The sequence below is a fragment of the Streptomyces sp. P5F9 genome, from assembly GCF_057961495.1.
Map to the genome: position 1 here is coordinate 1 of NZ_JBXVPZ010000112.1, position 23180 is coordinate 23180.

Below are 23180 nucleotides of genomic sequence, written 5' to 3' on the forward strand. Positions count from 1 at the left end.
AGCTGGGGCAGGGCGGGGAAGCCCAGCACATGGTGGGCGATCTGGTCCCAGGGTGTCTCGCCACGGTGGAATTTCTCGTCCACCCCGCTCTCCGCGTAGCCGTTGAACTCCTCGACGGTCGCGCGCAGCGCATCGAGCGGTACGTCGATCAGCTTCGCCAACTCCTCAAGGGAATCAGCCCTCTTGAGCGCCCCGGACTCGAACCACTCGGGTCGGACCGGCTGGTCGTACGGGCCGCCGAAGCTGTCCCGGTCGAGCTGGCGCTGGTCGATGATCCAGTGGGCGGGGATGTGCGAGACGCCCGTGGCCGAGTGCAGGTGGACGATCTCGCGGCCCGCCTGGTCGTAGGGGCGGGTCTCGTTGACGAAGCGTTCGCCCGCCGCGTTGACCCAGATCCCGCCCCGGGTACCCGTGTGGAAGAGCGGGAGACCGTCCGGCCATACGAGGCCCGGCACATACCAGGCCGCGTCGAGCAGATCGGTGTCGGCGCCGATCGCCATCCCGGCCCGGAGCGCGTCGCCCGTGTTGCCAGGCGCGCCGTGGGTCCACTCGGTCGCGTGCTCCGGAACCGGCTGGTACTTCGCGCGCAGCTCCTGATCCCGCTCGAAGCCGCCGGCCGCGAGGATCACCCCGCCCGTAGCACGGAACGTGACCCGCTCGCCGTCACTCACCGCCTCCACGCCGACGACCCTGCCGTCCTCGACGACCAGGCTCTCGAAGGCGGTGCTGAGCCGCAGCGAACCGTGGCCCGTCTCCAGGAAGGCCGCGAGCGTACGGCCGATCAGCGCGCGGCCACCGCTCAGGACGGGGCCCTCGTCCTGGCCCCACCGCTCGGCGGGCAGGCAGGGGCGCACCAGCGGGGCATGCTCACCGAGTTCGTCGACGGTGACCTGCGGCGGGAAGACGGTGTGCCCGGCGGGGGACGCGCCGGTGATCGCCGGGTAGTAGTCCGGCACCGGGGCGTACTCGAACGACCGGAACCACGGGTTCTGCTCCAACTCGTCGATCACCTGGGCACCGGCCCGCAGATACGCGTCCTGAAGCCGCTCCCGCGAGTCGTCGTCGACGACGGTGCGCAGATACGTCCTGGCGTCCTCGACGCTCTCGTCCAGACCGGCCCGCCTGATCGGAGCCGAGCCGGGGTACCAGAGACCGGCACCGGAGTAGGCGGTCGTGCCGCCCACCCGGTCGGTCTTCTCGACGACCAGGGTGCGCAGGCCGCGTGACGCCGCGGCGTAGGCACCGACCAGACCTCCGCCCGACCCGACGACGATCACGTGGTAGACGTCCTCGCTGCTGGTCATCCTGACCTCCTCAGGTGTGCTGACGTTTCTCGACGGCCGAGCGCGGCTCAACGCCACAACCTCTCGCAACGTGCGGGCGACGGTATCGAGCCAACTCTGTGGCTCCCGCCGGTCATCTCGCTGACCGAGACCCGCTGTCCACCCCCGGATCAAGTCCCGCTGAGCGGAACCCGCGTGACCGTGATCGGGCACGGATGCCCAGGCTGGAGACCATCACGAGGTGAGGATGCGAATGACAGACCTTTGGGAACCGAGGGCCGTGGCGGACCGTGAGGCGGCGGTGGCCGAGGCGGTCGTACGACTGACGCGCGCGGCCCGTGACCGTCGACCCTGCGCTCCCGTCCGGGACGTGCTCGGCGCCACCGACATCAGCCTCGCCTACGCCGTCCAGCAACGCGTCGTGGCCGACCGGATCGCCGCCGGAGCACAGGTCGTCGGCCGCAAGATCGGACTTACCTCCGCGTCGGTGCAGCGCCAAGTAGGCGTCGACCGGCCCGACTTCGGGGTGCTCCTCGCCGACATGGACGTCAGCGCACTGCCGGCCGTGCCGAGCGAACGGCTGCTGCAACCCAGGATCGAGGCCGAGATCGCGTTCGTCCTCGCCGCCGACCTCGACCAGGACGATCTCGACATCGAGCGGGTCCGCTCCGCCGTCGCCCACGCCGTCGCCGCGCTGGAGATCGTGGACAGCCGGGTCGCCGACTGGGACATCGCGATCACGGACACCGTCGCCGACAACGCGTCCAGCGGCTTGTTCGTACTCGGCGCCGAACAGGTCGGGTTGAAGGCCTTCGAACCCCGGGACGTGACCATGCGGCTCTACGCCGACGGGCAGCTCGCGTCCGAGGGCGACGGCACGGCCTGCCTCGGCGACCCGCTCGCCGCACTGTTGTGGCTCGCGCGCACCGCCCGGGAGTTCGGCGACCCGCTCCGGGCCGGTCAGGTCGTGCTCTCCGGCGCGCTCGGTCCGCTCGTCCCCACCCCGCCAGGAACCACCGTACGGGCCGAGATGTCGGGCCTCGGAACGGTGTCCGCGACGTTCTCACCCAAGGACCGAGGATGACGAAGACCAAGGTGGCCGTCATCGGTTCCGGCAACATCGGGACCGACCTGATGATCAAGGTGCTACGGCTGTCCGACACCCTGGAGATGGCCGCGATGGTGGGCATCGACCCGGACTCGGACGGGCTCGCCCGTGCCGCGCGCCTGAAGGTGCCCACCACGCATGAGGGCGTGGGCGGCCTGATCCGGATGGAGGGCTTCGACGACATCGGGATCGTCTTCGACGCCACGTCCGCGAAGGCGCACGTCGAGAACGCCAAGCGCCTTGCCCCGTACGGCAAACGGCTCGTCGATCTCACTCCCGCCGCCATCGGCCCGTACGTCGTACCGCCGGTCAACCTCGACGAGCACCTCGCCAACGATGTCGACAACCTCAATCTGGTCACCTGCGGCGGGCAGGCCACCATCCCGATCGTGCACGCGGTCAGCCGGATCACACCCGTGCCCTACGCCGAGATCGTCGCCTCGATCGCCTCGAAGTCGGCCGGACCCGGAACCCGGGCCAACATCGACGAGTTCACCGAGACGACCTCCGCCGCGATCGAGAAGGTGGGCGGTGCCCGGCGGGGCAAGGCGATCATCGTGCTCAACCCGGCCGAGCCGCCGCTGATCATGCGCGACACCGTGTACTGCCTGATCGGCGACGCGGACCAGGAGCAGATCCGGGCCTCGGTCGAGGGCATGGTGGACGCGGTCGCCGAGTACGTGCCCGGCTACCGGCTCAAGCAGCAGGTGCAGTTCACCCCGATCCCGGCAGGTGATCCGGTCCACACGCTGTTCACCGGGGACGCCTCCGAGGTCACCACCAAGGTGTCCGTCTTCCTCGAAGTGGAGGGCGCCGCCCACTACTTGCCCGCCTACGCGGGCAACCTCGACATCATGACCTCGGCCGCCCTGCGGGTCGCCGAGCGCATCGCCCGGCGCTTCTCCACGGAGGTGACCCGGTGACCCCCAGGCTGTATGTCCAGGACGTCACCCTCCGGGACGGCATGCACGCCATCCGGCACCGGATCACGCCCGCGAACGTGGCCGCCATCAGCGCGGCCCTGGACCAGGCGGGCGTGGACGCCATCGAGGTCGCCCACGGCGACGGCCTGTCCGGCGGCAGCCTCAACTACGGCCCCGGCAGCAACACCGACTGGGAATGGATCGAGGCCGCGGCCGGCGCCATCCACCGGGCGACGCTCACGTCCCTCCTGCTGCCCGGCATCGGCACCATCGCCGAACTCAAGCAGGCGTACTCGCTCGGCGTCCGCTCGGTCCGCGTCGCCACCCACTGCACCGAGGCCGACGTGGCGGCCCAGCACATCGCCACCGCCCGCGAACTCGGCATGGACGTCTCCGGCTTCCTGATGATGGCCCACATGACCGACCCGGCCGAACTCGCCCGCCAGGCACGGCTGATGGAGTCCTACGGCGCGCACTGCGTGTACGTCACCGACTCGGGCGGCCGGCTGACCATGGACGGCGTACGCGACCGCATCCGTGCCTACCGTGACGTACTCGACCCGGACACCCAGATCGGCATCCACGCGCACGAGAACCTCTCCCTCTCGGTCGCCAACTCGGTGACCGCGGTGGAGGAGGGCGTGACCCGGGTGGACGCGTCCCTGGCAGGACAGGGCGCGGGTGCGGGCAACTGCCCGATCGAGCCGTTCATCGCGGTGGCCAACCTCCTCGGCTGGGACCACGGTTGTGACCTGTTCGCGCTTCAGGACGCCGCCGACGACCTGGTCCGCCCGCTCCAGGACCGCCCGGTGCGCGTCGACCGGGAGACCCTGACCCTCGGCTACGCGGGTGCCTACTCCAGCTTCCTGCGGCACGCGGAGACGGCGGCGGGTCAGTACGGCCTCGACGCGCGCACCATCCTTCAGGAGGTCGGCAGGCGGGGGCTGGTCGGTGGGCAGGAGGACATGATCGTGGACATCGCGCTCGATCTGACCCGCGGCTGTTGATCGCGCTTTTCCGTCAAGCCGCCGCTCCCCGGCCGTGCGCCGGGGGGCGGCGCTTTCGTGCATTGTTTAGACCGGGCGTACCAATAAACTCGTGCACGCCTCTTGGCCCGCGTCCGATGCCGTTGATACGTTGACGCCGGCGCCGAACTAGAATTGATTTCAGTTTGAGCAGAGAGGCATTGACGATGACGTCTGCCCTTCGCCTGGACCCGCGATACGAGGCCGACCGGCATGCGCTGCCGCCGTCGATGATGGAGCGCGTGACGCTGATCATGGACCTCTTCGAGCGGCCCCAGACACACCTCACCCTCGAAGTGGTGTCCCGCCGGACCCACTTGCCGCGCTCGACCACCCACCGGATCCTCGACCAACTGGTGCGCCTGGACTGGCTGCACCACACGGTCGCCGGGTACGCGCTGGGACCGCGGGCGCTCGGTCTCGGCGGGCGGGAGATCGGGCACAGCACGCTGCGCGCGGCGGCGGCGCCCCAACTCCTCGACCTGGCCGTCCGCACGAAAATGGTCGTCCATCTCGCCGTGCTCGACGGCCCGGAGATCTACTACCTCGACAAGGTGGGAGGCCGGGCGGCGGTCGACATCCCCTCCCGGGTCGGCGGACGCGCGGTCGCCCACTGCACCGGGCTCGGGAAGGCCATGCTGGCCTGGCTGAGCCCGGAGGAGATTGACGCCCGCTACCAGAAGGCGATGGAGTGCCGCACCTCGCACAGCATCGGCCGACTCGACCTGCTGCACCGCGAGTTGGGCACCGTGCGCCGTCGCAACGGGCTCGCGATCGACCGGGGCGAGTGTTTCCCCGACCTCGGCTGCGTCGGCCTCGCCCTGCGCGGACCCGACGGCCCGGTCGGCGCGATCTCGGTCGTCGGGGACGGCCGTGCGCCGCTGGAACTTGTCGCTCCGCTGGTTGTCAACGCCGTACGGGCCGTGTCCGAGGAGCTGTTCGGGGGCGGGGAGTCGTATCGGCGGGACGTGCCGGAGGCGGTGACCTTGTAAGCGGGTGTCGGTCAGGCCGCCGTGGGGTGCACGGAGAGCAGGTCCGCGAGGCCGACCCGGGTGAGGAAGTCGCGGCGGATGCGGTCGGCCACGACGGAGACCGCCTCGGAGCCGTCGTCGGCCGGGTCGATGTGCACCCGGTACGGGCGCTGCCCCGAGGGGAGTGCGACGATGCGGGCGATCTCGTCGGAGACCAGCGAGGCGTCCGCGCCCTCGGGCTCCAACGCGGCGAGTTTCTCCGCGACTTGGGTCATCAGGCCGGCGTACCGCGTCTCGTACTCCGCCGCGACCACGCCGTCCGCCGGGCGCCCGGAGTGGGCGAAGTGGTTCGTGCCGCTGGTGAACGAACCGGGCACCACGATGGAGGTCTCCACACCCCAACGGGCCAGCTCGGTCGCGTAACTGACGGCCAGGGAGTCCATCGCGGCCTTGGCGGCGAAGTACGGCGCCAGATACGGCGGAGTACCGCCCTTCACGCTCGAACTCGACACCCAGATCACCAGACCCCGGCCGGCCTTGCGCAGGTGGGGCAGTGCGGCGCGGTTGACGCGTTGGGTGGAGAGGACGTTCACGTCGTACAGCTCGGCGAGCTGCTCGGGCGTGAACGCCTCGGCCGGTCCGGTGACCATGTGGCCGGCGTTGTGGATCAGGACGTCGATACGGCCGTGCTCGGCGAGGATGCGATCGATCGCCGCGTCGACGGAGTCCTGCGCGTTGACGTCGAGTTCTATGGAGCGCAGGTCGACGCCGTGTTCCTTGCTGTAGTCGGCGGCGGCCTGGACCTGGGGTGCGTTGCGGCTGGTGGTGTTGCGCATCCCGGCGTAGACGGTGTCGCCCTGGTCCGCGAGGGCGCGGGCGGTGAGGGCGCCGAAGCCGCTGGAGGCGCCGGTGATCACGACGATGTTGTTCATGGGAATCTCCTTGAGGGGGCGGAGCGGCGGCTCAGGCCAGCCCGCCGTTGGCGTACAGCACCTGGCCGTTGATCCAGCGGGCCGGACCGGCGAGGAACGCCACCGACTCGGCGATGTCGTCCGGGGCGCCGAGGCGCTCCAAGGGGGAGGCCATCGCGAGGTTCTGGACCGTCGCCTCGTCCTTGCCGTCGAGGAAGAGAGGCGTGGCGGTCGGGCCGGGGGCCACCGTATTGACGGTGATGTCCTTGCCGCGCAGTTCGCGGGCCAGCACCAGGGTCATCGCCTCGACCGCGGCCTTGCTCGCCACGTAGCCGCCGTACGTCGGGAACTTGGTGCGGGTGACGGTGGTGGAGAAGTTGATGATCGCGCCGCCCGCGCGCACCCGGCGGGCCGCCTGCTGGGAGACGACGAACGTGCCGCGGATGTTGGTGCGGTGCATGCGGTCGAGGTCGTCGAGGTTCATGGTCGCGATGGGTGAAAGCACCATGATCCCGGCGGTGTTGACGACCACGTCGAGCCCGCCGAACTCCACCTCGACCGCGTCGAAGGCGGCCGCCATCTCCTGCTCGTCGGCCACGTCGCCGCCGACCGGGATGGCCCGGCCGCCGGCCGCCGTGATCGCGGCGACCGTCTCGTCGGCGCGGGACTTGTTGCCGGCGTAGTGCACGCCGACGGCGATGCCGTCCTGGGCGAGGCGCTCGGCGACCGCGCGGCCGATGCCGCCGGAACCGCCGGTGATCAGCGCGACGCGGGTGGGGGTGCCGGTGTCAGTCATGGTGAGGGCCCTTCCGTGAGGTGGGGTGCTGCGGGGAGATGGGAATCTGCGTGAGCCACTGCCCGAGCAGGGCCGACTCCGCGCGGGTGAACGGTTCGGGGGTGAGATCGTCGAGGGACGAGAGCAGCGTGGTCGCGGCTGCGGCGCGGGCGTCCGCGGCCGTGGTGTCCGCCGCGGGATCGAGCAGGATCGCCTGGTGGATCGCGTCCCGGACCAGCCTCGACAGGCCGGAGTCCGGATACAGCGTGGGACGGGTGATCAGCGACAGGGACACCCCGGTGTTGGCCGACATGACCATGCGTGCCGCGATCTCCGGTGCGACACGGAGGCGGCCCTGCGCGGCGAGCCGCTCAAGGTCCCCGCGGAGGATACGCATCGCCTCCTCCGCCGCCGCGGGCACGGAACGGAGCGCCGGGGCGAACATCAGCTTGTAGGCGTTGGGATGCGCCAGTGCGAACGCGGTGTGACTGTCCCAGCCGGCCCGGAGGTCCCGCAGCGGGTCATCGGACTTCTTCGCGGCCCGCTTCGTCTCCAGGTACTGGTCCCACACGTGGTCGACCGTCGCCGCCAGCAGCCCGTCCTTGTCGCCGAACAGCCGGTACAGCACGGGCTGTTGGACGCCCGCCGCCTCGCACACCGCGCGTGTCGAGACGTCGCCGCTCGGCGACCGGGCGATCAGCTCCGCCGCCGCCTCGATTATCAGCGATCTCGTGTTCATGTAATCGACGATAACAGGGATTCGTATCGCTGACAACAGTCTCCTGTTAGCGGCGAAAACATGCCGACTGGGGTGGGGAAAACGAAGGGGCGCCCCCGCCGCATCGACGCGCGATGCGACAGAGGCGCCCCTGGTCGCCGTGCAGGCTCAGGACTGCACGGCGAGCTGGAAGGACTGCGCGGTGGAGCCGTCGCAGGTCCGTTGGGTGAGTTGGACACTGTTCGTCGCCGCCGTGGCGGCGGTGAGGCACCTGCCGCTGTGCCGGGCGACGAAGTGGTAGCGGCCGCTCGTCTCCTTCACGGGCTGCCACTGCTGGTTCGTGCCGCCGGAGTAGGCCCACAACTGCAACGGCGCGTTGTCCGCCGTCGAGCGGTCGGTCACGTCGATGGCCTGCGCCGGGTTGCCGCGCGCGGTGATCTCCATGTACCCGCTGTCGGTGGAGCGGAACTGGTACTGCTGTGCCGTCGTACCGTTGCAGGCGTACTGCTGGATCGCCGTCCCGTTGGCCGTGGCCGCCGAACGGGCGTCCACGCAGGTGCCGTTGCCGCCGTTCTGCACGGAGTACCAGGACGTCTCGGAGATCGGGGTGTCGGTCGGCGGGGTCGAAGTGTCGCCCCCGCCCAGCCACTTGAGCCCGTTCAGCAGGAACTGGTTCTGGGTGGCGCTCGCGAACGTCGACGACAGACGCGTGTTGGTCGTGTAGTTCATCGCGTTGTGGCCGAAGTTCGCGTACAGCATCTTGTACTTCGTGTTGGTCCAGATGATCGGGTAATACCCGCTGTACCAGGACTGGTTGGGGTCCGTACCGACCGGGAAGCTGCTCGGGTCGATCGATGCCAGGATCTTGATGTCCGGGTTCTGCCGCAGATCGTTGGACCAGCTGTACCACTCGCTGACCGACGAGGTGAACGTGGCCGGCAGGCTTGCCGTGGGCGGGATCGAGTGGTCCTCCACCTTCAGGGTCACCGCGGTCGGGCCCCAGGTGTTGGACACGAAGTTCCCCGAGCCGAGGAACGTGTTGTGGTACCAGGACCAGCTCGCCGCGTCCGTCGTGAAGGCGGAGACGTGGAAGCCCATGAAGCCGCCGCCACCCCTCATGTACGCCTCGAAACCGGTGCGTTGGGCGGACGTCTGCGGCAAGTCGTCGAGGAACAGCACGACTTGGTAGGCGTTGACCCCGCCGTTGGCGAGCAGATCCCAGTTGGTGCTCGCCGTGTAGGTGTAGCCGTTCGCCGCGGCCTGCTGCGGGAACCAGACGTTCGCCTCCTTGTCGAAGTCGATGTGCGCCGCGTCGTAGGTGCCGTTGTAGAGCGCGAGGATCTTGAACGGCGTTGCCGTGGTGCTCGCGTGGGCGGCGGGCGGTAGGGACGCGAGGCCCAGCAGCGTCGCCAGCAGGAGCAGGACCCGCAGGAGCGCGCGAGTGGAACCGGATCTGTCGGTGTTCATGTAAGCGATCGATCCTTTCCGCGCGGTCTACGGGTAGTTGGTCAAGTAGGCGACGTTGGTACTGGAGTTGGACGGTCCGCCGGTGCTGTTGATGATGTGGCTGATCGTGCCGACCCCGCCCAGCGAGACGGTCACCATGTCGTGGAACTTGACCCCGGACACGCTCGGCACCTCGAAGGAGTGGTCGGCGACCACGCTCGAATTGCTGCTGAAGTAGCAGTAGCTGCCAAGTCCCCATGCCTCATGGCTGGTTACGGAAGCGGCGACCTTGTAGGCGGGATAGCCCTTCCCGGTGCCGTTCATCCAGGAGGCCTGGTTCGGCGGGTCGTAGGGCATCTCGTTCTGGAAGAAGTACGTTCTGCCGCCGTTGCCGTTCCAGACGACCTGGGTCTTCTGGAAGTGCTCGACGAACAGGCCGTACGCCGTCACGTTGGCGCCGTTGACGATCAGTCCGGTGTCGGCCGTGTTGGTGGTCCAGCCGACCGTGCCGGAGTTGCCGTGGTCGGCCCGCCAGATCCAGGTGTGGTCGATGATCGTGTTGGCGCTGTTGATGACAAGGGAGTTGGTGGCCTTGCCGACGGTGGCGCCGCCGATGCGGACGAAGACATCGGACAACTGCGTCGGGTCGGACGCGTGCGTGGCGGTCGAGCCGGACGGGCCGATCTGTACCAGCGTCGCGGAGTTGGTGGTGCCCGCGTCGATCAGCAGGCCCGCCAGCTCGATGCCGTCCACGTCGGCGGTGGAGATCGCGGTGATCCCGCCGTCCGGCACGAAGGTGGCCAGGCCCATGCCCAGGACGACCGTGTCGGGGCGCGTGATGTTGAGCGTCTGGTTGATGTGGTAAACGCCCGGGGTGACCAGGAGGTTCTTGCCGGCCGCGAGGGCGGTGTTCATGTCGGCCGCGGTGGCACCGGGCTTGACGATGTAGAACTGGTCGATCGGCAGGGACTTGCCCGCCGGGGTCTTCCCGCTCCACGTCGTGCCCACGGCGTTGGACTGGAGTCCGGGCACGAACACCTGGTAGGCGCCCGCGCTGTCGACGTACAGGAAGGGCTTCTCGCGGATCGTCGGGGAGCTGGCGACGTTGGTGTACGTCGGGAAGGACTGGGCGGGTGCGCCCTGGTCGCCGACGAAGACCATGTTCCAGTTGGAGCCGGACCAACTGCCCATCGTGGAGTTCCGGGTGAGGAACTGCTGCTGCGAGCCGGACTGGATCTGGCCGTCGACCTTGGTGTCGGAGATGAAGCCGCCGCTGGACCAACCGCCGTCGTCCAGGGCCAAGTTGCCGCGCACGTGCATGCGCCGGTAGGGGGCAGCCTGCGAGACGGCCCAACGGTCGGTGCCGCCAATGGGGTTGACCGACAGGTTCTCGGCGTCGCGCCAGAAGTTCTGCGTCGCGTTGCCCTGGAACCAGTCGGCCTCCGCGTGCACCGCGCCGTTGATGGTCACGTCGTCAGGGGAGAAGCCGAGGCCCGCGACCTGCGTGTAGAAGCCGACGTTGGCGTTGGCGCTGTAGGTACCCGGTTTGAACAGCAGGGCCTGGCGGGCCGAGCCGAACTGGTTGGTCTCCTGCTGGGAGAAGACCGAGTCCAGCTTGGACTGGATGCTGGACGCCGACATCGACGGGTCGAACACCGTCACGTTGGGACCGAAGTCCGGGGTGCCCGGCGGGTTCGTCGAGCCGCCGCCCAGCGTGAAGGACTGCGCTGCGGTGCCGTTGCACGTGTACTGCGCGAGCTGCACGCTGTCGGCGGTGGAAGCGCTCGGCACGTCAAGGCACTTGCCGCTGTTGCGGTTGACGAAGTGGTAGGCGCCGTCCGCCTCCGCGACCGGCAGCCACTGCTGGTTGTTGCCGCCGGAGTACGTCCACAGCTGGATGAGCGCGGAGTCGGCGGTCGAGACGCCGGTGACGTCCCAGGCCTCGGCCGCGTTCAGGTTGCTGTTCACGCGGTAGTACCCGCCGTCGGTGGCGACCAACTGCCAGTTCTGCGCGGTGCTTCCGTTGCACGTGTACTGCTGGACGGCCGTGCCGTCGGCACTCGCGGCCGAACGGGCGTCGACGCACTTGCCGCTGCCCTTGTTGACCACGGTGGTGTACCCGGTCGGGATCGCGGCGGCGGCCGTGCTCGCCGCGCTCGCCGAACCCTGCGTCGCGAACTCGATTCCGGTCACGGTGGTCGCCACGAGCGCGACCGCCGTGAGCGCTCTCGGAATGGGGCGGCGGCCGGTCAGTCTCTTCCGTCTGAGCACGGATTCTCCTGTGGTGATGGGGGGTTGGGGAGAAAGGTCGGAGGGGGCGGCCGTCAGCCGGTGTACTGGGCGAAGATGCTGGTGAACTGCCAGTTGCTCTGGCTCACGCCCGAGCACGTGTCGTCGTTCGGGTAGGCGCCCGGGCAGGGACGGTCACGGTTGGCCGACCAGAACGTCACCCGCGCGAGGTGGTGCGTCTGCGCGTAGCCGAGGATGGTCTGGAAGTCGGCAGTGGTGACGGTCTCGTTGTTGTCGGTGATGCCGTTCATCGACGAGATGCCCATGTCCCGGTAGGCCGCGTCGTCGCTGTAGCCGTACGCGTTCTTCAGCGCGGTCTTGAGGCCCTCGGCGGCCCGCTGGGTGAGCGTGCCCATGTTCTGGCCCGCGCCGCCGAAGTCGAACGGCATGATCGTCCACGCGTCCACGGTCAGCCCGGAGGACGCGGCCCGGTTGATGAGGCTCGTGTCGGGACCGCTCTGCCCGGTGCCGATGGTGACGTACACCTTGATGCCCGGGTTGTTGGCCTTGACGGTCTTCAGCGCGTCCACGGTCCGCTGCTGCACGGTCCCGTTGCTGTACGCGTCGGCCTCGATGTCGATGTCGATGGCCTTGAGCGAGTAGGCGCTGATGACCTTCTGGTACGCCGCCGCCAGTTCACTCGCGCTGGAGCAGGAGCTCTCCAGCTTGTTGCCGCTGTACCCGCCGAAGGACGGGACGACGTCACCGCCGTTGGCCCGCACGGTGTTGATGGTCGACTGGTCGACTCCGCCGGTCAGCGCGCGGCCGCCGTCCCACTGCGGGTTGCAGTAGCCGTTGCTCAGGACGAACGCCAGCGTGAACCACTTCACGCCGGTTGCGTTCATGACAGTCGTAGGGCTGGGCGGGTTTCCCCAGCCGTTGTACAGGTACGGGGCCACGGCCATCGGGGCGGTCGTGGGCGGGGTCGTGCCGCCTGCGGCGGGCGCGGTCCACTTCTGGTTGGCGGCGCCGGAGCAGGTCCAGATCTGGGTGCGGGTGCCGTTGGCCGAGGTGTTGCCGGTGACGTCCAGGCACTTGTTGGCGGCCGGGTTCACGATGTCGTGCGCGGCGGAGACCGTCCACTGCTGGTTGGCGCTGCCGCCGCAGGTCCACAGCTGGAGCTGGGCGCCGTTGGCCGTCGAATTGCCGGTGATGTCAAGGCACTTGCCGAGGGCTCTGATGGTCCCGTCGGAGCCGACCGTCCACTGCTGGGCGGCGGTGCCGTTGCAGTCGTAGATCTGTACGGCCGTGCCGTCGGCGGAACTCGCGCCGGCGACGTCGAGACACTTGCCGCCGAGGCCGGTGATGGTACCGGTCGCGGCCGAGGCGGAGGGGGCTGCGAGGGTGCCGACGGCGGTGAGGCCGAGGGAGAGGGCGAGGGCGCAGCGCAGGGCGAGGCGTTGCATGACGAGGGGGCCTTTCGTCCTGGGTGGGGGGTGGACGCCGCCGGCATGAGGGCGGTGAGAGGTGAACACGAGTGTTCACATATGTGAGCGCGGAATGCATTCATGGGAGGTCTGTTGGCTGGTGAACCTAAAGGTCTGCACCAAAGCCGTCAAGAGGTGCGACCGGAGAAGTCCCGCAGGGCTGGGCTGAGTTGAGAAGTTGTAGGCGAGGGAAAAGAAATCATCTGACCCATTGAGTGGCTGGTTCTCACAGGTCAGACTGTGCAGGCTTCGTGATGATCGACAGGGCGCTGGTCGGAGGAAACATGAACACAGCGGGGGCCGTTCAGGTCGCAGTCCGGCACATACTCAGTGACAAGCTCTCCGGGGGATTCCTCAGACCGAGAACGCGCACGGTCACCTGGAAGGACTCCCACTTCGTCGTCAAGCGGCCCGCATCGGGCAAGCACACGGTGGAGTTGACCTGCCCCGTGTGCTCGGCGTCCCTGCTGGCCGAGGTGCGCGACCGCTCCTCCACCCGGACGATCGCGAGCGTCCTCCTCGTCCTCGCGGTGCTGTGCCTGGTCGCCTTCTTCGCGGCCTTTGCCTACGCCGTTCACGAAGGTGGGAAGACCCTCCCTGAGGGACAGTCGCTCCCGGTCCTATTCTCCGTCAGCGTGATCACGATCTTCGTCACCTTCGTGGCCGGCCCCACGCTCTTCCTCCGCAGCCGCGGCTACATCGGCGTCAGCATGCTCGACGCCCCCAAGCCGCGCCGTCGACACCACATCATGTCGGTGCGGAAGGCGCCGCAGGGCGTGCGAACTCGCTGATGAGCCGCGCGAGTTCGGCCGGTCGGTCGAGGGGGAGCAGCGTGTAGCCGTCGTCCAGCTCGACCAGCCGCCCTCGCGGCAGGAGTTGAGCTGGCTGGCGTGGGTTACTCGCGGATCTGAGCGTTCACTCCGGGACGCGCGTCACCGCTGTCCGCGCCCAGGCCCGCGAGCAGGCGGAGCCCGTCCTCGGCGGGGCTGCCGGGGGCCGCGGAGAGCACCAGCAGCTCCATGCTCGATTCGTCCGGTAGCGCGAAGTTCTCCTGGTGCAGTTCCAGCAGTCCGACCAGCGGGTGCAGGTACGCCTTGCGTCCATGGGTGCGGGCGCGGACGTCCGCGCGGGCCCAGAGGCGACGGAAGCGCTCGCTGCCCATCGCCAACTCGCCGATGAGCGAGGCCAGGCGGGGATCCTCGGGGTATTTGCCGGCGGCCAGGCGCAGATGTCCGACCACGTCGAGGGTGCACTTCTCCCAGTCCGCGTAAAGACCGTGCCCGGCCTCTTCGAGGAAGATGTGCCGGGCGGTGTTCAGGCCCGGCAGCGGCCGGCCGTACAGGAGCTCGGCGAGGCGGTTCCCGGCGAGCACGTCCAGGCGATGGTCCATGATCAGCGCGGGTGCGTCGGCGACCAGGTCGAGGACGCGCAGCAGCTCCGGCCGGACCCGCCCGCCCGGCGCCTTCGCGCGGCGGCGGCGCTGTCGGGCGAGCCGGTAGAGGTGCCCGCGTTCGGTCTCGTCGAGCCCGAGGACACGGGCGAGCGCGTCGAGGATCTGCTCGGAGGGCTGGGTCGCGCGACCCTGCTCCAGGCGTACGTAGTAGTCGACGCTGACTCCGGACAGGTGCGCGACCTCTTCGCGGCGCAGCCCTTCGACCCGGCGGCGGCTGTCGGTGGGGATGCCGACGGACGCCGGGTCGACCCGGGAACGCCTGGTGCGCAGGAAGCCCGCAAGATCGTCCATGTCCCCAGTATCGCCTCGGCGGTTGCCCGTGAAGGTGGTCCTGCCGATACCAGGAAGTCCCGTCCGACGGACGAGGCGCCCCTGAATGCCGCGCGCCACGGCGCCCAGTATCGGAGGCGACCGATCCGAAGGAGTTGGAGTTCCCGTGAAGACGCTGATCGTCTACGCCCACCCGGAGCCGAAGTCGCTCAACAACTCGCTGAAGGACCTCGCGGTGTCCACCTTGGAGACCGCGGGGCACGAGGTCCGGGTGAGCGATCTGTACGCGATGAACTGGAAGGCGGTCGTGGACGCGGCGGACTACGGCCCCGACGCCTCACGTCCGCTGAAGGTCGTCCTGGACTCGGGCCGGGCGTTCGACGCCGGCACGCTCACCCCGGACGTCCGCGCCGAGCAGGAGAAGCTGCTGTGGGCCGACACGATCATCTTCCAGTTCCCGCTGTGGTGGTACACGATGCCCGCGATCCTCAAAGGGTGGGTGGACCGGGTGTTCACCTTCCACTTCGCGTACGGCGTCGGCGAGCACAGCGACACCAAGTACGGCGAGCGCTTCGGCGAAGGCACCCTCGCGGGCAGGAAGGCTCTGCTGTCGGTGACCGCCGGCGGTCCGGAGCCGCACTACGCCGCTCGCGGGATCAACGGCCCCATCGACGATCTCCTGTTCCCGATCCACCACGGCATCCTCTACTACCCGGGCATCGCGGTGCTGCCACCGTTCGTGCTGTACGGCACCGACCGGATGACCGCCGAGGACTACCCGGACGTCGCCAAGGCCTGGGAGCAGCGCCTGCTCACCCTGGAGTCGACCGAGCCGATCGCGTTCCGCCGGCAGAACTTCGGCGACTACGAGATCCCCTCGCTGCATCTGAAGGAGGGACTGGAGCCCGCGGGCCGCACGGGTTTCGGCCTGCACGTGCGCGGCTGACCGCAGACGACGGACAGGACGGGCGGGGGTGCGTAGCTCCGGCCGGCCGCAGTATGTGGCCGAAGGGCGCCACAGAAGGCGGCGGTTCGCGGTGTGACACCCATACGGGAAATTCCCGGCGAGTGGCACAATCGGCGGCGTGGACGGGGGGATCCTCGAACGCGAGCCCGAACTGGCGCGACTGGCATCGGCCGCACGTGAGGCGGCGGACGGGGCCGGTTCCGTGGCGCTCGTCCTCGGCGAGGCGGGCATCGGCAAGTCGAGCCTGGTGAAGGCCATGCCGGACCGGCTGCCGCACAGCACACGCATCCTCCTGGGCCAGTGCGACGACCTCGCCACCCGCCGCCCCCTCGGCCCGTTCCGCGACCTCGTCGGCAGCGTCGGCACCGAACTCGCCCGGGCCCTCATGGAGGGCGGCGACCGCCACCGCGTCTACGAAGCCCTGCAAGGGGAGTTGGCCGGTGTACCGCATCCGGCGGTGCTCGTCGTGGAGGACGTCCACTGGGCCGACGAGGCATCGCTGGACGCCCTGCGCTTCCTGGTCCGGCGCATGCATCGGCTGCCCGCCGTACTCGTCCTCACCTACCGGGACGACGAGTTGAGCCGCGAGCACCCGCTGCGGCACCTCCTCGGCGAGGTCTCCCGCACGGACCGCGTGCACCGGCTGCCGCTGGCCCGCCTGTCCAAGTCGGCGGTGCGCGCGCTCAGTTCGGCCAGCCGCCTAGACCCGGCCCAGGTGTACGCGGTGACATCGGGCAACCCCTTCTTCGTGACCGAGGTCCTCGCGGCCGGCGGCACCGGGGGAGTGCCCCCGACGGTCGTCGACGCCGTGCTCGCCCGGCTGCGCGGACTGGACGGCCGGACCGTCGACGCGCTGGAGCAGCTCGCCGTCGTACCCTCCGCCGTCGAACGGCCCCTCGTCGACGCGCTGTTGACAGGCGGCGTCGCCGTGCTGGCCGCCGCCGAACAGCGCGGGCTCCTCGCGGTGACCCCCGAACGGGTCGCGTTCCGCCACGAGTTGATCCGCCGCGCCGTCGCCGACTCCCTGCCCGCGGCCCGGCGCATCGACCTCAACCGCGATGTGCTCACCGCCCTCATGCTCCGGCCGGGCTCCGACCCGGCCCGCGTCGTCCACCACGCCGCACAGGCCGGCGACCAGGACGCCATCGCCCGCTACGGCCCCCGCGCGGCCCAGGACGCCACCGAGGCGGGCGCCCACCGCGAGGCCGCCGCCCATCTGCGGCTCGTGCTGCGGCAACGGCACCGCTACACCCCCGCCGAACTCGCCGGCCTGCTCGAACGCTACGCCGTGGAGTGCTACACCGTCGCCGACTCCGGCGAGGCCGTCGCCGCCCAGCGCGATGCCGTGGCCCTGCGCCGCTCCCTCGGCGACACCCTCACCCTCGGCGCCGATCTGCGCTGGCTGTCCCGCATCCACTGGTGGGCGGGCCATGCGGAGGAGGCCCAGGACGCGGCACGAGAGGCCATCGCCGTCCTCGAACACGCCGGTGACGACCGGCTGTTGGCCCTCGCGCTCAGCAACACCGCCCAGCTGCGGATGCTGTCCGACCGGTACGCCGAGGCCATCTCCCACGGCGAGCGCGCCATCGCCCTGGCCCGGCGCGCGGACGACCCCGCGATCCTCGCCCACGCCCTCAACAACGTGGGCACCGCCCGCTGGCGCAGCGGCGACCCGGACGGGCGACGGCAGGTCGAGGAGAGCCTCGCGGTGGCGCTGGCCGCGGGCGAGGTCGAACACGCCTGCCGGTCCTACGCCAACATCATCTGGTCCCTCCTCGACGACCTCCGCTACGCCGAGGCCGACCGTTTCCTGCCCCCGGCCCTGGAACTCGCCGACCGCGCCGAGCACTTGGGGTTCCTCAACTACCTCCACGTCGAGCAGGCCATGCGTCTCCTCGCCGCCGCCGACTGGGACGAGGCCGAGCGGCACGCCGAGTACGGGATGCACGACTTCATACCGGCCCGCTGCCCCGCGCTGACCGTCCTGGCCCGCGTGCGCGTCCGGTGCGGCAGGCCGGGCGCCGACGAACTCCTCACCCAGGCCCGGGAGATCGCCGTACGGGCCGGGGAGTTGCAGCGCATGGGCCCAGTGGCGGCGGCACGGGCGGAGGCGGCCTGGCTGCGGGGCGACCATGCGGCAGTGATCGAGGCGGCGTTGCCGGTCCATGCGCAGGCGGCCCGCCTCGACCACGGGCCGTACCGGGCCGAACTCGGCTACTGGCTCAGGAAGGTCGGGCAGCCGGTGGCCGCCGACGACAGCGACCACCCGTACGCGCTCCAGGCCGCCGGGGAGTGGAAGCGGGCGGCGGATCTGTGGCAACAGGCGGGCTGCCCCTACGAACACGCCGCCGCGCTCGCGGAGAGCCCCGACGCGGCCGACAAACTCACCGCGCTCGCCGAACTCGACGCGCTCGGCGCCGAACCCCTCGCCCGCCGCGTCCGCGCCGAACTGCGTGACCTCGGCGTCCGCCACATCCCGCGCGGCCCGCACGCGGCGACCCGGGGCAACCCGGGCGGGCTCACGGAACGCCAACTCCAGGTCGTACGACTGCTGGTGGACGGCCTGACGAACCCGGAGATCGCCGACCGGCTGGTGGTGTCGGTCCGTACCGTCGACAACCATGTGCGGGCCGTACTGGAGAAGCTCGACGCGCCCACCCGGCGGCAGGCCGCGGCCCGTGCGACGGAACTCGGGCTGCTGCCGGACGCCGAAACGTAGGTACCCGGCGCCGCCGAGCTGGGTGACGGGCACGGATGCCCGCGCGTTGCCGGGCGGCGTAGAACATGCAGGTCAACAAGAGCACCACGAAACGGGGACCGCATGTCCAGCACACCCGCACAGACCGCTCGCCGTGAACTGACCGACTTCGCCGGGGAGTTGATCGGCCCGGACGACGCCGGCTATCCGGAGGCCCGCGCCGTCTACAACGCGATGACCGACAAACGGCCTGCCCTCATCGCCCGTTGCGCCGACGCGGACGCCGTGGCCCGCGTGATCGGCTTCGCCCGCGCCCACGAACTGCCCCTCGCGGTACGGGGAGGCGGCCACCACGGAGCCGGACTCGGCACCGTCGACGGGGGAGTGGTCGCCGACCTGTCGCTCCTGAAGGACATCCAGGTGGACCCCGAGGCGCACACGGTACGGGTCGGCGGCGGCTGCGTGTGGGGCGACGTGGACCGTGCCACCAACGCGCACGGACTCGCCACCCCGAGCGGCATCATCTCCACCACCGGCGTCGGCGGTCTCGCCACCGGCGGCGGGCTTGGCCATCTGACCCGCAAGTGCGGGCTGACCATCGACAACCTGCTGGAGGCCGACCTCGTGCTGGCCGACGGCAGCCGGGTGCGGGCGAGTTCGGACGAGAACAGTGATCTGTTCTGGGCGGTCCGGGGCGGTGGCGGCAACTTCGGGGTCGTCACCTCGTTCCTGTTCCGGCTGCACGAGGTGAGCACGGTCGTCGCCGGACCCACCTTCTGGCCGGTCGAGATCAGCGCCGAAGTCCTCGCCGCCTACCGGGACTTCCTGCCGAACGCGCCCCGTGAGCTGAACGCGTTCTTCCTGCACGGCAGTGTCCCGCCCGCCCCGCCGTTCCCCGAAGAGATACAGCTGCGCAAGACGGCCGGGGTCGTGTGGTGCTACACCGGCGGCGACACCGAGGCCGCCGCACGTGAGATGGCGCCCCTGCTCGACGCACTGCCCGCACCGCTGCTGCACGCGGCCGGACCGATGCAACACCCGGACATGCAGGGCATGTTCGACGGGCTCTACCCGCCCGGCGACCAGTGGTACTGGCGCGCCGACTTCGTCAACGACATCCCCGACGAGGCGGTGGAACTCCACGCCAAGTTCGGCGCCGAGGTGCCCACTCCGCAGTCGACGATGCACCTCTACCCGATCGACGGCGCCGCCCACGACGTCGGCAACGACGAGACCCCGTGGGCGTACCGCGACGCACGCTGGGCGTCCGTCTTCGCCGGTGTCGACCGGGACCCCGCCAACGCCGGTCTCGTCAAGCAGTGGGCCGTCGACTACCAGGAGGCACTGCACCCGTACTCGGCGGGCGGCGCCTACGTGAACATGATGATGGACGAGGGACAGGAACGTGTCCGGGCCAGCTACCGCGGCAACTACGACCGCCTGGCCCGTATCAAGGCCGACCGTGACCCGGACAACGTCTTCCGCCTCAACCAGAACATCCACCCGGCCCCGAAACCGCGCTACGAGACCCGCCCGTGACAGCGGTTCCGGGGCCGGGACGGCCTCACGCGTTCGGGTCGAAGGAGATGCCGGACGGCTCGGCGATGGACAGGGCGTAGTTGAAGTCGCTGTCCCTGATCTTGAGGGTGGCCGAGCCGAAGTCGGCGGCCAGGAGCTTGTCCTTGAGGCCGGCCGGGTAGCCGTTCCAGCCCACCAGGCGCGGGTAGAACCAGTTGCCGGTGGCGTTCTCCGCGGGCTCGTCGTTGGTGTTGGCGAAGCGGAAGTCGTGCGAGCCGATGCCGTCCTTGTGGTAGACGATCTTGGGGTGTGTGCCGTCGAAGCGCACCCCCGAGGCCGCCGACACCTGGTACGCGGAGTGCTGCGACACCGACACGTACTGGACCGTGTTGTCCTTGATCCACACCACGACGTGCTCCCAGTCGTGGGTGTGGCCGATCGCCGCCGGACCCAGGGTGACCTGGTCCTTCTCGAAGTAACTGGCGTACATCACCGCGCACCAGTCGTTGTTGCACTTGGTCCGCGAGTACGTGTTGGCGTTGTTCAGCTGGGCCATGTCGTGGCAGTGCCCGTTGACGTCGCCGCCGAGCTTCAGCCCGGGGTTGATGGCGCCGTCGAGGCCGATGGCGGCCGTGGCGTAGCAGCCGTCGCCGTCGTAGTCGTAGGCCGGGGAGAAGGTCTGCTCCTGGCCGTCCGCGTTCTGCGGGAGCAACGTGAGGACGTTGGCCTGGGCGGCCGTCGCCTGCCCGACCACGAGGGCCAGCGCGCCGAGGACGGTGACGACGGCGGAGCGGCGAAGGCGCCGGGTGCGCGTCCGGGGCTTCGCCGCTCTCGCGGAGTTGTCGGTGGGGGGTGTCAGTTCAGGCACGCCGACTCCAGTTCTGGGCTGTGGGGGGGGCGCTACTGGATGCGCCAGGTCCAGACCTTCGCAGTCGGGTGTGCGCACGTCAACACCCTTGCGATGTACGGGTCTTGGCTCGGCGCTGAATTTCCCGGCGGCGCACTCAGCGCCCTCACAGGCAGCCCTCAGCCGCGCCCGGGCATTACCCGTCCGAACGGTCGGGAAGGTCCGGAAGGTCGTCGAGGAAATCCGCCGAGGGGACGTAGAAGAGATTTCCGGTGACGGCCGTCGAGAAGTCCAGGATGCGGTCGTGGGACGCGGAGTCGGTGCCCAGGAACATGTTGCGGAGCATCTGCTCGGTGACCGAGGGCGTGCGGGCGTACCCGATGAAGTAGGTGCCGAACTCGCCCTGAGCCGCGCTGCCGAACGGCATGTTGTCGCGCAGGATCTTCCGCTCGGTGCCGTCCGGGCCGGTGATGACATTCAGCGCGATGTGCGAGTCGGCCGGCTTGACGTCGTCGTCCATCTCCATGTTGGTCAACTTGCTGCGCCCGATGGCCCGTTCCTGCTGCTCCACCGGCAACGCGTTCCAGCCCGCCATGTCGTGGACGTACTTCTGCACGATCACATAGCTGCCGCCCGCGAACTCCGGGTCCTCGCCGCCGACCACCACCGCCTCGCGGGCCGTTCGCCCGACGGGGTTCTCCGTGCCGTCGACGAAGCCCAGCAGATCGCGGACGTCGAAGTACTGGAACCCGGACACCTCGTCGGCCACGGAGACCGCGCCGCTGAGCCGGCCCATGATCTCGGCGGCCAACTCGAAGCACAGGTCGGCCCGTACGGCCTTGATGTGGAACAGCAGGTCGCCGGGGGTGGACACGGCCGTGTGGCGGTCGCCGACGAGTTCACGGAACGGATGCAGCTCGGCGGGGCGCGGACCGCCGAACAGCCGGTCCCACACCTTCGACCCGATACCGGTCACGCAGCTGAGCCGCCCGTCCGGCGCCCGGAACCCGATGGACCGGATCAACCCGCCCAGGTCTTCGAGGAGTTGGCGCACCGTCTCCTCGCCGCCCGGCTCCACGGTGACGACGAGGAAGGTCGCGCTGGGGGTCAGGGTCTCCAGCACCGCCTGCGTGGTCGGGACGGTCCCGTCGCCGATGCTGCCGTCCGTATGCTCGACCGAGCCGTCAACGGTCATGTATGTCATGCCTCCGCGCTGTCCTGGGAGGTGCCGGCCATGACGGCCGGCACCGTGCGACTCAGCCGAGTTTTCCAGTCCGCGCGTCCTGCCACAGGTCGACGCCGCCGTCGACGGCGTACGAGTCGATCTCGGCCAGCTCCTCGGCGCTGAAGGCGAGGTTGTCCAGCGCGGCCACGTTCTGGTCGAGCTGCTCCGTGCGGGACGCGCCGATGACCAGCGAGGTGACCCGCTCGTCGCGCAGCGCCCAGGCGAGCGCCATCTGGGCGAGGGTCTGCCCGCGCCGCCCCGCGATGTCGTCGAGTGCGCGCAGCCGGCGCATCATGTCCTCCGTCAGCCAGCCCGCGTCGAACGACGTGCCCTGCGCGGCCCGCGACCCCTCCGGGATCCCGTCCAGATACCGCCCGGTCAGCAGCCCCTGCGACAGAGCCGTGAACCCGATGACCCCGAAGCCCTCGTCCCGCGCGGCGTCGAGCAGCCCGTCGTTCTCGACCCACCGGTTGAGCATGTTGTACGACGGCTGGTGGATGAGGAGCGGTGTGCCCAGCTCGCGGAGGATGGCGGCGGCCTCGCGGGAGCGCTCCGCGTCGTAGGAGGAGATGCCGACGTAGAGTGCCTTGCCCTGGCGGACGGCGGTGTCCAGCGCGCCCATGGTCTCTTCGAGCGGGGTGCCGGCGTCGAGGCGGTGGGAGTAGAAGATGTCCACGTAGTCGAGGCCCGTGCGCTTCAGCGACTGGTCGAGCGAGGCCAGGACGTACTTGCGGGAGCCGCCGCCCTGACCGTAGGGGCCCGGCCACATGTCCCAGCCGGCCTTCGTGGAGACGACCAGCTCGTCCCGGTACGGCGCGAGGTCCTGCTTCAGCAGGCGGCCGAAGTTGATCTCGGCGGCGCCGTAGGGCGGGCCGTAGTTGTTCGCCAGGTCGTGGTGGGTGATGCCGAGGTCGAAGGCGCGCAGCGCGATCTCGCGCTGCGTCTCGAACGGCCGGTCGTCACCGAAGTTGTGCCAGTAGCCCAGCGACAGCAGGGGCAGGTCGAGCCCCGAGCGGCCGGTACGGCGGTAGCGCATGGTGCCGTTGTAACGCTCAGGATCTGCGACGTGGGTCATCGGGGGGTCTCCGCGAGGTGCATGAGGGGGTGGTGTCGCCGGGGTGATCGACACGTCCACTGTGCCCCCGCGCGATTCCCGAGTCCAACCGTTCCTCGCCATGGGATTCAGCGATGCCGTCGTTGAATCCCAAACACGGGACCAGGAGAGTGCGGCGCGTGTGAGGAACGTCGGGGTGTGACGGAGGGATCACTTCCGGATTGCATTCCGGAAGGTGATCTTGGGCAGTGATGCGGGCGTTTGTGGTTGCC

General features: G+C 69.8%; 19 protein-coding genes. 8 read left to right on the plus strand and 11 right to left on the minus strand.

Going from position 1 to position 23180, the window contains the following annotated elements; translation table 11 throughout:
* Positions 1 to 1304 (minus strand): FAD-dependent oxidoreductase (locus tag AC31A1_RS19725; protein ID WP_489654557.1); only part of this gene is annotated, 1304 nt, incomplete at its 3' end.
* A gap of 232 nt (positions 1305 to 1536) precedes the next feature.
* Here AC31A1_RS19725 and AC31A1_RS19730 point away from each other — a divergent pair.
* From AC31A1_RS19730 to AC31A1_RS19745, 4 genes are all read left to right on the plus strand, one after another.
* Complete coding sequence (locus AC31A1_RS19730; RefSeq protein ID WP_489654558.1) at positions 1537 to 2367, plus strand: 2-keto-4-pentenoate hydratase; 831 nt, start codon at positions 1537 to 1539, stop codon at positions 2365 to 2367.
* Positions 2364 to 3314: an acetaldehyde dehydrogenase (acetylating) gene (locus AC31A1_RS19735; RefSeq protein WP_489654559.1), complete on the plus strand. Its 951-nt coding sequence runs from the start codon at positions 2364 to 2366 to the stop codon at positions 3312 to 3314. The genes AC31A1_RS19730 and AC31A1_RS19735 overlap by 4 nt, the downstream gene beginning before the upstream one ends.
* Entirely contained in the window at positions 3311 to 4321 is a 1011-nt protein-coding gene (gene dmpG / locus AC31A1_RS19740; RefSeq protein WP_489654560.1) for a 4-hydroxy-2-oxovalerate aldolase, read from the plus strand. Before AC31A1_RS19735 ends, dmpG begins: the two co-directional genes overlap by 4 nt.
* Before the next feature lie 248 nt (positions 4322 to 4569).
* Positions 4570 to 5331, plus strand: a complete 762-nt coding sequence (locus AC31A1_RS19745; protein ID WP_489654573.1) for an IclR family transcriptional regulator — start codon at positions 4570 to 4572, stop codon at positions 5329 to 5331.
* 11 nt (positions 5332 to 5342) lie between these two features.
* Here AC31A1_RS19745 and AC31A1_RS19750 read toward each other — a convergent pair whose 3' ends face one another.
* The 6 genes from AC31A1_RS19750 to AC31A1_RS19775 all read right to left on the minus strand — a co-directional run bounded on the left by AC31A1_RS19750 (position 5343) and on the right by AC31A1_RS19775 (position 12855).
* Positions 5343 to 6242, minus strand: coding sequence for an SDR family oxidoreductase (locus AC31A1_RS19750; protein WP_489654561.1), 900 nt, complete (start codon positions 6240 to 6242; stop codon positions 5343 to 5345).
* A 31-nt stretch (positions 6243 to 6273) separates the two neighbouring features.
* Positions 6274 to 7017, minus strand: coding sequence for an SDR family oxidoreductase (locus AC31A1_RS19755; protein WP_489654562.1), 744 nt, complete (start codon positions 7015 to 7017; stop codon positions 6274 to 6276).
* Positions 7010 to 7735 (minus strand): TetR/AcrR family transcriptional regulator, encoded by a 726-nt coding sequence (locus AC31A1_RS19760; protein ID WP_489654563.1) that lies wholly within the window; start codon positions 7733 to 7735, stop codon positions 7010 to 7012. The genes AC31A1_RS19755 and AC31A1_RS19760 overlap by 8 nt, the downstream gene beginning before the upstream one ends.
* Positions 7736 to 7882: 147 nt before the next feature.
* Positions 7883 to 9181 carry a ThuA domain-containing protein gene (locus tag AC31A1_RS19765; RefSeq protein WP_489654564.1) on the minus strand — a complete coding sequence of 433 codons (1299 nt, stop codon included), beginning with the start codon at positions 9179 to 9181 and terminating at the stop codon, positions 7883 to 7885.
* Positions 9182 to 9208: 27 nt separating this feature from the next.
* Complete coding sequence (locus AC31A1_RS19770) at positions 9209 to 11431, minus strand: RICIN domain-containing protein (RefSeq protein WP_489654565.1); 2223 nt, start codon at positions 11429 to 11431, stop codon at positions 9209 to 9211.
* Between the two features lie 53 nt (positions 11432 to 11484).
* Entirely contained in the window at positions 11485 to 12855 is a 1371-nt protein-coding gene (locus tag AC31A1_RS19775; RefSeq protein WP_489654566.1) for an RICIN domain-containing protein, read from the minus strand.
* 305 nt (positions 12856 to 13160) lie between these two features.
* Between AC31A1_RS19775 and AC31A1_RS19780 the strand changes: the two genes are divergently transcribed.
* Positions 13161 to 13667 carry a hypothetical protein gene (locus AC31A1_RS19780; RefSeq protein ID WP_489654567.1) on the plus strand — a complete coding sequence of 169 codons (507 nt, stop codon included), beginning with the start codon at positions 13161 to 13163 and terminating at the stop codon, positions 13665 to 13667.
* 104 nt (positions 13668 to 13771) lie between these two features.
* Here AC31A1_RS19780 and AC31A1_RS19785 read toward each other — a convergent pair whose 3' ends face one another.
* Positions 13772 to 14620, minus strand: a complete 849-nt coding sequence (locus AC31A1_RS19785; RefSeq protein WP_489654568.1) for a helix-turn-helix transcriptional regulator — start codon at positions 14618 to 14620, stop codon at positions 13772 to 13774.
* Between the two features lie 145 nt (positions 14621 to 14765).
* Between AC31A1_RS19785 and AC31A1_RS19790 the strand changes: the two genes are divergently transcribed.
* The 3 genes from AC31A1_RS19790 to AC31A1_RS19800 all read left to right on the plus strand — a co-directional run bounded on the left by AC31A1_RS19790 (position 14766) and on the right by AC31A1_RS19800 (position 19803).
* Positions 14766 to 15545, plus strand: coding sequence for an NAD(P)H-dependent oxidoreductase (locus AC31A1_RS19790; protein WP_489654569.1), 780 nt, complete (start codon positions 14766 to 14768; stop codon positions 15543 to 15545).
* A gap of 139 nt (positions 15546 to 15684) precedes the next feature.
* Positions 15685 to 18285 carry a helix-turn-helix transcriptional regulator gene (locus AC31A1_RS19795; protein ID WP_489654570.1) on the plus strand — a complete coding sequence of 867 codons (2601 nt, stop codon included), beginning with the start codon at positions 15685 to 15687 and terminating at the stop codon, positions 18283 to 18285.
* Positions 18286 to 18387: 102 nt separating this feature from the next.
* Positions 18388 to 19803, plus strand: coding sequence for an FAD-binding oxidoreductase (locus AC31A1_RS19800; RefSeq protein WP_489654571.1), 1416 nt, complete (start codon positions 18388 to 18390; stop codon positions 19801 to 19803).
* Positions 19804 to 19828: 25 nt separating this feature from the next.
* On the opposite strand, the gene AC31A1_RS19805 is transcribed toward AC31A1_RS19800, so the two are convergent.
* The 3 genes from AC31A1_RS19805 to mgrA form a co-directional block, all read right to left on the minus strand.
* Entirely contained in the window at positions 19829 to 20545 is a 717-nt protein-coding gene (locus AC31A1_RS19805; protein WP_489654574.1) for an NPP1 family protein, read from the minus strand.
* Positions 20546 to 20825: 280 nt separating this feature from the next.
* Positions 20826 to 21824, minus strand: a complete 999-nt coding sequence (locus AC31A1_RS19810) for a Dyp-type peroxidase (protein WP_489654575.1) — start codon at positions 21822 to 21824, stop codon at positions 20826 to 20828.
* A gap of 61 nt (positions 21825 to 21885) precedes the next feature.
* On the minus strand, positions 21886 to 22929 hold the full coding sequence (mgrA, locus tag AC31A1_RS19815; protein ID WP_489654572.1) for an L-glyceraldehyde 3-phosphate reductase: 1044 nt from the start codon (positions 22927 to 22929) through the stop codon (positions 21886 to 21888).
* Positions 22930 to 23180: the final 251 nt, after the last annotated feature.